Below are 10,928 nucleotides of genomic sequence, written 5' to 3' on the forward strand. Positions count from 1 at the left end.
CATGATCACGGATCCGACCGTCACTATCCTGTGGAACGAGGGCACCGTCGGCGAGTGGGGACGGCATTACGCCGCGATCCCGCGCTCGACACTGCCGCAGAGCTTCGGCTACGCAAGCGCGATGGCCAAGACGCGCGGCTACGTCCCGCGCCTTGGCCTCATTCAGCAGGGGGAGCGTCCGATCGGGCTGTTGCAGGTGCTGCAGCGCCGGTCGCTGAAGCTGTTCCGTCAGACCCACATTCACCGCGGGCCGCTGTGGCTAGGCGGGACGCCGACGCCGGAGACAGCCGAGGCGGTGTTCCGTCTGCTGCGTCGGGAGTACCCGAACCACCTGTTCAGCCGCGTCAGCGTCCTGCCCGAATTGCCGGCCTCGCCGGAGATGGCGGCTGTGCTGGAGCGCTGCGGCTTCCGTCGCATCGCGCCCGGCTACCAGACGGTCTGGCTCGACCTGTCGCCGAAGCTGGAGGCGATCCGCACCCGCTTTGCCGGCCCGTGGCGCAAGGGGTTGCGGGCCGCGGAGGCGGCCGGCTTGGTCCTCGATGTCGACCCGGCAGCGCAGAACCTGCCGTGGCTGGTGCGGCAGGACCAGAAACAGGCGCAAACCAAGGGATACCGCAGTGCCTCGGGGACGCTCATCGTCCGGTTGCGCAACGCGCTGCATAAGGCCGGCGGGGTGCTGATGATCACGGCGCTTGCTGGAAAGGAACCGGTGGCCGCCGGACTGTTGTTCATCCATGGGCAGGCGGCGACCTACCAGATCGGCTGGTCCAACGCGGCGGGGCGGAAGAGCAACGCCATGCGGCTGGTGCTGTGGCGGGCGATCGAAGAGCTGAAGAAGCGCGGTGTCACCGCGCTCGATCTCGGCGGAATCAACCCGGACGATGCCCCCGGCGTCACCGAGTTCAAGCTTGGCTTGGGTGGCGAGGCGGTGGAGACGCCTGGGCTGTATCGTTGAGACCACTGGCGGGCGGGCTGCTCCGGCCGGTTTCGCATCTGCTTTGCGCACCCGTCTGGTCGCCGGTATCCGCCTCCTTGCCCAGGATGGCGGACCGGCCTCCTCCGGAGGGCGAACATGCCGGAAAAAGGCGGCGCTGGAGGCGGCAAACGGACTGAAGGACATGGCCGCAGGCGGCATTACCAGTTCAGTATCCCGCGGTTCGAGGTAGTGTAGGACTGAGCATACCAGTGCCGTCCGCAATGGGAACGTCTATCGCGACCAAAGCCCAATCGGCCGTGAGAAGCCAGCAGTCGGTAGAGGATGTAATACAACGCCATCGTCCCGGCAGGCGCCGCCGGAATGCCAAGTTGGCTGAAGATCTGTTTGTCTGGAGCATCGGCAAACCAGTGATCGCCGACACTCGCGTATAGGAAAGATCCCGATTGTCAGAGATTTTGCTGCTGTGCAACAATCAGGTATGCAGGCACGATACCGAATCGCATGGGACGTTACCGGTTGGGTGGTGATCGACATGACGTCCGACCAGATCGCGGAGTACAACGCGCGTCCGCTGATGGGGCTTTTGCCAGAGGATGCTGAGAACATTTGCAGCATGCTAAATGCCAACCTCACGCCCTCCATTAGGCAATTTGGGTAACTTACCTATAAATTCCCCCGACTATTCACATATGCCTTGCCGGTCGAGGGCTGCCGTGTGAGGCCACTAGAGGTGGTCGAACCCGCCTGCCGGCAATGTCTCATGCACTGCGATCCAATTTCGGTAATCTCGGGTCCGTCTCAAACATTGTAGTTCCCGTCTCACCGAATGTGAGCCAGAGCCTGCTTTGCGTCTCAGCCAATCCGGTCCTGGAGTCCGTCAAAATCTCGGGTCCGGCCGCCGATGATCTCGGGCCGCTACATCTATGGAAGGCGAGGGAGACACCTTCACCGGTCTAATCTTCCCGCAACGGAAACGAGCCATTCAACAGGTGCACCATGATCCATGTCGAACGCCGCAGCTTCCTTCGTGGAGCCCTCGCCCTCGCCGCCGCCAGCATCGTCGTTCCGGCCGCCATACAGCCGCTCGCCGCCGCCGGCGTTCCTGAGCTGCGGGTATATCGGGATGCCTCCTGTGGATGCTGCGGCGCCTGGGTGAAGCGGATGGAGGCCGAGGGGTTCCACCCGAGCGTCATCATGGTCGACGATCTCGCGCGCAAGAAGGCTGAACTTAGTCTGCCTGATTCCCTCTGGTCGTGCCATTCGGCGACGATTGACGGTTATGTGATTGAGGGGCACGTTCCGCCCAGTTCCGTGAAACGCTTGCTCACGGAGCGACCCAGCGCCCGAGGAATTGCCGTACCCAATATGCCAATGGGTGCGCCGGGTATGGAACTGGATGGGCGGAAGGAGACCTATGCGGTTATGATCTTCGCCGAAGGCGCCGATCCAGCCGTGTGGGAATGGCATTGATCCCTAACGGGAGGCCCGGATCTCATGAGGCTGCTCCATTTCGTTGCCGTTACCTTCGCCCTCCTGGGGGTGGCGGCGTGCGCCCGGTTTCCGTTGGGCATGTCGGAGTCCGAGTTCAAGGCGCTGTCGGCCGAACAGCAGCTTGAGGCTCGCAGCAAACAGGCGGAACTGGACACGGCCGAGGAACGCCGCCGTGCAGAGGAGCTGGCCGCCCGGCGCCAGGAGCGGGCGGCTTACATGGCGCGGCTCAATGCTGGCGGGGTGTTCGCGGGGCCGATGCTGGGGTCTTGGGGTGGTGCGGTCCCCTACCCGGTTCCGGTGCCGGTTCCCAGCAACCCGATCGCAAGCGCCTACTCGCGCATCCTAATCGTGGGCGGCGTGGTGAACGTGCCGGTCGGGGACGGTTTTGTCAGGACGAGGCGCGACTGGCGACCGGCGCTCCCAGTACCCATCGTTCTGGCTGAGGGTGAAACCGCACTCATTGAGATCGAGCGCGCCGACGGGAAACCCGGTTCGAACACGCTGCGCGTCGCGCGTCTGAGCGGGACAATCATCGTCGGATACGATCAGGAGATCTATCCTCTGGCCGGAACCTATCCGCTCGAAATTAGCGGAGTGATCCGCGGTGCGGTGATCTCAATTGCACCGGGGTGATCCCATCCAGGGGGGCGCAGTGTTGAAGTCGCAAAACGGGAAGAGGACGGCGCGGGAGGCTTCGCCGTCCTCACTCCTTTTGCGGCGCGCTTACCCGGAGCAGACGAGAGCGTTCATTGCCCATTGTTCTGGCTGCGTGCTGGCCGCCAGGAGCGGTATTTATTTTCAAGACCCGGAACCGCATGAGCCGACACTCACTGAATATTTTTTTAGGGAACGCCATTTTCTAAAAGAGACGATGAGGATCTCTGTCGTCTGCTTCTGACGCCGGGGCGTTGACAAATATTCGACCTAGACGGTAGAAAAAAGATTGGAGCAACGCATTTTTGTGCTTGCGCTTATGCGCTCTGTACGATGTATTTGTCCCTGTGCATCGCGTTTCCCCAACGCACTACAGCAGGGACACATACCATGATAAAGTCTATTGCCCTTTCAAATCTCCGCCGGTCGGACCGTAACGTTCGGAAGACCTATCCGTTTGCTGATATCGAGTCTATGGCGGCTGATATCAAGGCGCGAGGTGTGCTCCAAAACCTGATCGTCATTCCAACCGAGGCAAACGACGACACCTTTGAAGTCGTTGGCGGCGGGCGGCGTCTGGCCGCTTTGGAACTCCTGCGGACAAAAGGGGAGATCGACGGGACTTACGCCGTCGATTGCGCGGTCCGGGATGCTGACGAGGCCGAAGAGGTGTCGCTTGCGGAGAACGTCCAGCGAGTGAATATGACGCCTGTGGACGAGTACCGGGCGTTTGCCGCGCTTTTGGAGCAGGGCAAGACAGCTGAGAACATTGCCATCCGCTTCGGACTCCCGGTGCGTGCGGTTCAACAGCGTCTGAAACTGGGGCGGCTTAGCCCACGTCTGCTGGACCTGTTCCGTGACGGGAAGATTGACAAGGAAGTGTGCGAGGCGTTCACCCTGAGCGACGATCACGCCATCCAGGAGCGTGTCTACGACGCGCTCAAGCAGTCTCATTCGCTTCACCCCTACCATATCCGGAAAGAATTGGCGCAAGAGCGGGTGCCGGTGACCTCCAAGCTCGGGACCTTTGTTCGTGCGGACTACGTGGCGAAGGGCCTGCCCGTCACCGAGGATCTGTTCAAGGAGGATGGGACTTACCTGGACGACCGCACCGCCGCCCTGGAGATTGCCACCGCAAAGCTGCGGCGCGAGTGCGACCGGCTGGTTGCCGAAGGCTGGGCATGGGCAAAGCCGATGCTGGAATACGATCACGCGGTGCTCGCGTCGATGCGGAGCACTCGACCGGATCAGGAACGTCAACTCACGGCCGATCAGGAAGACGAGCGCTTGGCTCTGGTCGTTGCGCACAACGAGATCCTCTCCCGCTATCACCCGGAACTCACAGTCGGCAGGCCCGGCGGCGCTGCATCTGTGGAGGATGATGCAAAGTTGGAGGACGACGAAGATGACGGAGACTACGAGGACGGTTTCGATGAGGGCGACGAGGACGCTCCCGAGATTCCGCAGGAAGACCTCGACCGCATGGCCGAACTCAAGCGCCTGATTGCCAGGATCGATGCGTCGAAGGGGCGGTTCTACAGCGCCGAACTGAAAGCCAAGGCTGGGGTGTTCGTGCTGATCGGCAGCGACGGCGACTTCGATCTGCGCGAGGGCTACATCGCTCCGGACGCGACTGGTGAAGGCGAGGCCGCGAACGCGCCGCCCGCTGGTACGCTCACGCAGACCGGTTTCGATAGAAGCACCAGCAAGCCTGCGCGAGGGCCGTATACGGCGGCTCTGGTCACAGACCTGGAGGCTCACCGGACCCAAGCCTTCCAGCTGGCTCTTGCGCAGGAACCGCAGTACGCGAAGAGCTATCTGATCTATACGCTATGGGTAAAGCTCTCCATACGCTGCAACATGGCGGCGGCGTCGAATCTGTCGGGGCATTTTGAGCGGCTCTCGGGGAGCGTGGTGAAGATGGGCGAGACGCCCGCTGGTGCCGCCCTCGCCAAATTGCTCGACGCCTTCAAGAGCAGGATCGAACCGGAAAAGAGCTACAGCGGGCGTGAAGTGTTGCTGTTCCAGACCATCCACAGCCTGTCCGACGCCGACAAGGACGCCGTCTTGGCCGTGCTGTTCGCCCAAACAATCAGCGTCAGCTTGTCCGAATATGGCGGCAAGCGGGATGACGTGGTTGAACATATCGGCACCGAGATCGGATGCGATCCGGCTCGCACATGGAGGCCAACCGCGACGGAGTTCTGGTCGCGCGTGTCGAAGGGGTTCGTGCTGGACGAAGTGGCCGTGGTCGGCAAGGGGGTGCAGACTCTCGCCCCAGCCAAGAAGGCCCAGATGGTCAGCACGCTCGACCGGTGGTTCGGATCGCCCGACGCCATCTTGCTCTCTGAGCTTGGCCCCGTTGCCGCGGACGCCGATGGCCCGATCCCGCAGGACATGGTAACGGGCATCCAGCAGTGGCTGCCGCCGGGCATGGCGTTCGCTGCCGAGGCCGAGGACGTGGCAAGCAGCTCGGCGACCGGCGTGGACGAGGAAGCCGCCTGATTTGTGACTAGGGCGCGTGTCCTCTGGTTACGCGCCCTCCCCCACCAGCTCAAGAGCGAGAAGATCGACATGGACCCCCAGATCACGATCTCCGACAAGGAAGCAGCCAGCCTCCTGGTCCTGCTGCAGTTCCTTAAAACCAGCTCGGCGGCACCGGAAGACGCCGAGTTCGCCCATCCGGAAGGCTCCCTCGACGATGCGGAGATCGAATGTCTTTGCCATCGCCTGGAAGCGCACCGGCAAGCCATCGTCGCCGATATCCAGCGCGTCGGTGCTCTGTCGTCGGACACCGACGCCGGCCCGGAAGATGCCGAGGGAGGCGGTGCCCCGGTGCCTTACATCGTCCGCGTTCGAGCCAGCATTGGGGCGGACTATCGCGTTCTCGCCCGCAGTCCTGGACAGGCTGAGAGGAAGGCCCACCGGATCGCCCGCCGGGACGATTGGTCAACTCGCCTCTCCGACAACGACAGCAGCATGGACAGCTTCGTCGTGATCGACTGTCATCGCGAAGATGAGAGCTGACTTGATGATATGCCCGCGAAAGGCGACGGAAACTGACGTCTTTCGAGTGGGACGAGTCAGCGGATGAGACGCTACTCTTCTAGCCCGTGACTACACACGGGAGCTGAACATGGCCGCTGGCAGCAACACGACCATCGCCAAGATAAGCGGGCGAGCAAAACCCAGCGCGATGGCGTGCCCACGCTGCGGCAGCACCCTCAACGGTGTCACTGAGACCCGTACGTAGGCCGATAACAGCATCCGCCGCAAGCGTGCCTGTGCCGGGTGCCAAGGGACCTGGATGACGGTCGAGCGTGCGCTGAGCACCGGTCCGGGGGGCGAACGCGCTCAGATCGGGCTGCGTACCGTCACCAGCCATGGCGCTCATGCGGCTCCGGATACGCAGATTGGTCCTGTCGCTCCATTGGCGCTTTTTCTTCCATGGTTGGAAGACGATGAGCGTGAGCTTCTGCTTCTCGCGCGCCAGCTCCGGCCCGAGGACCGCCGTGTCCTGGGCGACCTAGCGCGGTCGCTGGGGCGCGGGGCAGTGACCGATGTAATGCCAGATGCTGACAGCGCTTAGAAGTTACGACGTGTGAAGATGCGGGAGTGTTAGAGGTTATCTAGGGTGCATGGCAAATGTCTGAGTAAGACCCTGGGCAAGAATGTATTAGTTCAACGATGAGTGCCGAAGAATACTTACGACAGCGGTGTCTTCGCCACTTGTATGATGCGCTCTGTACGATTAATGTGGCCATCAAGAGCCAAAATCGTACAGGGTGGACCATGATCCCTAACGCCATTCAAACCGACTGCATCCCGGTGGGGTACATCGAGGTCTATGGGCGCAAGAGCAGCGCCAATCTGATCCGCGTGGTCGACGGTGATGCACCTGTGACCACGATCAACTGCATCACCCTGGCGGACGCAGCCGGTAGGCGCGGCCGCCACCTTGCTACCGCCTGATCGCCGCGTTCCGCGTCTGAGGCTGACATGAGCCGTCGTCAACTTCGTCCCTACCAGGTCGAGGACCGCGAGAAGATCCTGCGTGCCCTCAGGCAGCGCCGCCACCCCCTTTACGTCTTGCCGACGGGCGGTGGCAAGACCACCACATTTGTGGAGGTGGCGGAAATCGTATCGGGGGCTGGCTGGCCGACCTTGATTCTGACCCACCGGTGGGAATTGCTGAGCCAAGCGTCCCAGACGCTGCATCGCCTGCGGCTGCCGCACGGGTTGATCTATCCCGGCCGCATGCTGGCGCAGGAAGATGTCTATGTCGCTTCCATCGACACGCTGGCGTCCCGCCTCGACAATTATGCGCCGTTCCTGACGAAGATTAGGCTCGTTATCGTCGATGAAGCGCATCACGCCGTCTGCAGCAAGTACATGCGGGTCTTCGAGGCCTTGGATCGAGCCCTGCGTCTCGGTGTGACAGCGACGCCGTTTCGGGCAGACGGCACCGGGCTCAGCCTCGTGTTCGATACCGCGATCGTGGGGCCGAGCATGTCCTGGCTCACGGAGCAAGGGTACCTCGTCCCCGTCGACATCAATGCCCCTCCCCTGCATCTGGATCTTCGCAGCGTCCGGATCAGCTGTGGCGACTATTCGACGTCGGAGTTGGAACGCATTCTGAACAACCCGGAGGTCACCGAGCCTGCCGTGCAACAGTACGCTCGCCTCGCCTCCGGTCGCCCGGCGATCTTCTTCTGCGTCAGCCGCGCCCACTGCGCCCATGTTGCGGAGCAACTCACGAAGGCCGGGTACGCGGCGGTGCCGGTGGACGGGAAGATGCCGGATGAGGTGCGAAACGCCCGGCTGAAGGGACTTGCCGACGGATCGTTGCAGGCGCTGACCAGCTGCGAGCTCGTTTCTGAGGGCACCGATGTACCGAATGTCGAGGTCGGGGTCCTGCTCCGCCCGACCAAGAGCACGGGGCTCTTCCAGCAGCAGGGCGGCCGGTTCACGCGGCCGTCTACCGGAAAGCGAAGGGGCATTCTGATCGACATGGTGGGGAACACCCTGGAGCACGGAATGCTCGACGAGGAGCTGGAATGGTCTCTCGATGGCGACCACGAGCACCGTGAGGTGGCACCGGTTCAGCGCTGCCGGAGATGCTTCCGGGTCACGCGTATCGACGATAGCCGACAGCACTGCCAGGAGTGCGGTGAAGCCTTCACGGCGCGCAAGCTGGCGGCCCTCCCTGCGCCTGAGGATGGGGAGGTGAATCGGCGCAAGGTGATCGCGTCGATGTCGGACGACCAGCTCAAGACCGGAGGGTATGGCACGTTGATGCGGCTCGCCAGATCCGTGGAAGACCTCGAACGGATCGCTCGAGCCAAGAACTACCACCGCGGCTGGGTGCACCACAAAGCGAAGGAGAAGGGACTCGCGGCCTAGAGCCCTCGGGAAAGACGGTCAAAACCGTTGTTTTTCGCCGACGCGCTGCTGGCGCCTGGTCCGTCATAATGGATGTCATGACCATGAGAAATTCGACAGTGCCCTTCCCCACCCTCGCCGAGATTGAACACAATGTTATTCATAGCCCCGCCGAGTGGGTTCGCGATTATACCCGGATGACCGTCGCCGCCATCGACGGTCCCGTTCATCCGCGTGTCGTGTTTGGACACGGGCCCATGGGTGTGTGCCTGCATGAGATCGCCGGTGAGGTGTGGTGGCTGGTGTTCTGGCGCGACAGCGGACGCCTGCTGTCCTGCTGGGAGGATATCCACCAGGCGCAGACCTTTGCCGACACGCTGATGCGGGTTCCCTACATCGACGAGATGCTGGCCGGCATCGACAGCCCGTCTGGCGATCTGCACCGCTGGCTAATCTCCCTGAAGGATGCGGTGATCCGGTTGTCGCTCAACGGCGCGTCCGTTCTCGATCCAACCACCAATCGGCCGGCGCAGCACTTCGAGAACCGTCACTGCACGTAACGGCCTCTGGAGACACCTCATGCCACCCGCCAACGACAACAAGCCGAACACCCGGACCAAGATGCTCTTCGGCGTTCTGCTCGGGTTCTGGCTGGGGGTTATCGTCTCGTACGTTCCACGCCTCGTTTGACCGCCCCGATGAAGGAAGCCATCACACCATGTGCACGCTGTCCAGAGACGCCCAAGTCGTCGCTTACCGCCTGTTTGGAATGGGCGCCGTGACGACCGTAACCTTCGAGCCCCCGCACTTTATCAGCTCACGTGCCCTAGCGGCTTTCGATGAGCTGGCCAGAGCCGGGATGATACAGCCGTTCGACCCTAAGAAGCTGCCGGAGGGCAGCAAAGGTTGGCAGGCGACACCCCGGATCGGGCGGCCGTGGAGCGAAATCCCGGAGCCTACCGAAGCCGAGCTTTTCCAAATCCTCTCCGCGTGATTACCGCCCCGCCTTTTGTCCCGTCGACACGGACACGCACGATGCCCCGCTTCGCTATCCTCATCGCCGCCGCAATGGTGGCCGCCGCTGCCCAACCGGTAGCGGCCCAGCAACTGCCGCCGGCGGCCGCCGAAATGCGCAAGGGCTATGACCGCAAGGCTTGGGGCGATTGGGAGCCTGTGGAAGGGTGCCTGACGACGCGGCACGCAGTGCTGGCTGCCACGTCGCTGGTTCGGCCGCGGCTCCGAAACTGTAAGGTGGTTGCCGGGCTCTGGCGCGATGCCTGGACTGGTGTGGAAATTACCGATCCCAAGAACACGGACATCGATCACGTCGTCCCTGTTCAGGAAGCGCACGACTCCGGGGGGTATCAGTGGGAGACCGCGGTCCGACACCGGTTCTTCAACGACATGGAGAACCTGGTGGTCACCGGCCGCGATGTAAACCAGCGAAAGGGTGCCTATGGCCCCGAGGCATGGCTCCCTGATGGTGAAACCGAACGCTGCTTCTTCGTTCGGCGCTGGATCTACATCAAGCACAAGTGGCAGCTCAGCGCCGATGAGCGGGAACTCCGGGTCCTGCAGACCGTGCTCCATACGTGCCCGGTCGAACAGCCGGTCACCCGAGGGGGGAGCGTAAACCCGACCGCTCCTATCACAGGATCAGAACTCTATCGCTGACTCCAGGACATCCGGCCCGAGCCAGCGGTTTAAATCAGCCGCCCAGATGGCTCCGAATGGCTACAGACGTCCACACCGCCTGATTGGTGGGCGTCGGGAAAGGACTTGAAATGACCAACCTAACGCCTCCCGCCCGCACCCGTGCTGGGACTCAACGCTTGTCCGTGGTAACGATCGGAAAAATGACCTCGACTTCGGACGCGACGATGCCCAGAGCAGTTAATGCGGCAATCATGACCAGCGACGCCTTCGTCTGTTGGCTGCACACGATGCAGTGGACCCACGCGAAGGCCGCTCAAGAGCTGGGTCTCAGCATGAGCCGCATCGACGAGATGCTACGCGGCGCGAAGCGAGGCACGAACACGCCCACGACCATCCCCGCCTATATGTCTTTGGCTTGCGCAGCGCTTGCGGAGGGACTGCCGCCGTTCGCGTGGGACGAGGAGAAAGGCGTGATGCCGCCGGAGGATTTCGAGCGGTGGCGCGCTGAAATGGGCAGAGAGTTGGACCTGGGCAAGCCAGTTCCCTTCCGGCAGATCGCAGGTATGCTCCGCCTGAGCAGCGTCGAAACGCCGGCTTATTGGGCGCGTGGGGTGCGCAGGGACGGGAAGCCTGCGCCCATCTACCGTGACCGCGCACTGGCCCTTAATGCGCTGCTGCATGGCCTCATGCCCTGGACTGCGGAGCGTTGAGCCTAGAGCGTTCTCAGGTTGCCTGGAATCGCTGAGGGGGATTCCCTTTGCCGCCGTAGCATGATTCGCTGCTCCTGGATTTCCGGTCTGGGGGTTAG

Annotated in this window: 11 protein-coding genes; all 11 read left to right on the forward strand. The window is 62.5% G+C overall.

Translation table 11 applies throughout. The annotated features are described in order from the left end of the window. Position 1 precedes the first annotated feature (1 nt). The 11 genes from J2Y49_RS27645 (at position 2) to J2Y49_RS27695 (ending at position 10,830) form a co-directional block, all read left to right on the forward strand. Positions 2-955: a GNAT family N-acetyltransferase gene (locus J2Y49_RS27645; RefSeq protein WP_149226099.1), complete on the forward strand. Its 954-nt coding sequence runs from the start codon at positions 2-4 to the stop codon at positions 953-955. A gap of 978 nt (positions 956-1,933) precedes the next feature. Further along, a complete protein-coding gene (locus tag J2Y49_RS27650) occupies positions 1,934-2,407 on the forward strand; it encodes a DUF411 domain-containing protein (protein ID WP_149226097.1) in 474 nt (157 codons plus the stop codon). Positions 2,408-2,431: 24 nt separating this feature from the next. Then, positions 2,432-3,061, forward strand: coding sequence for a hypothetical protein (locus tag J2Y49_RS27655; protein WP_149226095.1), 630 nt, complete (start codon positions 2,432-2,434; stop codon positions 3,059-3,061). Between the two features lie 411 nt (positions 3,062-3,472). Continuing rightward, on the forward strand, positions 3,473-5,587 hold the full coding sequence (locus J2Y49_RS27660; protein WP_310118597.1) for a ParB/RepB/Spo0J family partition protein: 2,115 nt from the start codon (positions 3,473-3,475) through the stop codon (positions 5,585-5,587). 69 nt (positions 5,588-5,656) lie between these two features. Then, positions 5,657-6,109 carry a hypothetical protein gene (locus J2Y49_RS27665; protein WP_149226091.1) on the forward strand — a complete coding sequence of 151 codons (453 nt, stop codon included), beginning with the start codon at positions 5,657-5,659 and terminating at the stop codon, positions 6,107-6,109. A 765-nt stretch (positions 6,110-6,874) separates the two neighbouring features. Further along, complete coding sequence (locus J2Y49_RS27670) at positions 6,875-7,054, forward strand: hypothetical protein (protein ID WP_149226088.1); 180 nt, start codon at positions 6,875-6,877, stop codon at positions 7,052-7,054. Positions 7,055-7,081: 27 nt separating this feature from the next. Then, positions 7,082-8,485, forward strand: a complete 1,404-nt coding sequence (locus tag J2Y49_RS27675) for a DEAD/DEAH box helicase (protein WP_149226086.1) — start codon at positions 7,082-7,084, stop codon at positions 8,483-8,485. A 68-nt stretch (positions 8,486-8,553) separates the two neighbouring features. Further along, complete coding sequence (locus J2Y49_RS27680; protein ID WP_310118599.1) at positions 8,554-9,024, forward strand: hypothetical protein; 471 nt, start codon at positions 8,554-8,556, stop codon at positions 9,022-9,024. A 158-nt stretch (positions 9,025-9,182) separates the two neighbouring features. Next, the gene (locus J2Y49_RS27685; protein WP_149226082.1) at positions 9,183-9,458 is read left to right on the forward strand and encodes a hypothetical protein; all 276 of its coding nucleotides are present in this window, start codon (positions 9,183-9,185) and stop codon (positions 9,456-9,458) included. Positions 9,459-9,499: 41 nt separating this feature from the next. Further along, positions 9,500-10,138, forward strand: coding sequence for an HNH endonuclease family protein (locus J2Y49_RS27690; protein WP_149226080.1), 639 nt, complete (start codon positions 9,500-9,502; stop codon positions 10,136-10,138). A 182-nt stretch (positions 10,139-10,320) separates the two neighbouring features. Beyond that, positions 10,321-10,830 carry a hypothetical protein gene (locus tag J2Y49_RS27695; RefSeq protein ID WP_149226078.1) on the forward strand — a complete coding sequence of 170 codons (510 nt, stop codon included), beginning with the start codon at positions 10,321-10,323 and terminating at the stop codon, positions 10,828-10,830. Positions 10,831-10,928: the final 98 nt, after the last annotated feature.

This window comes from Azospirillum sp. BE72 (assembly GCF_031455875.1).
Taxonomy (GTDB): Bacteria; Pseudomonadota; Alphaproteobacteria; order Azospirillales; family Azospirillaceae; genus Azospirillum.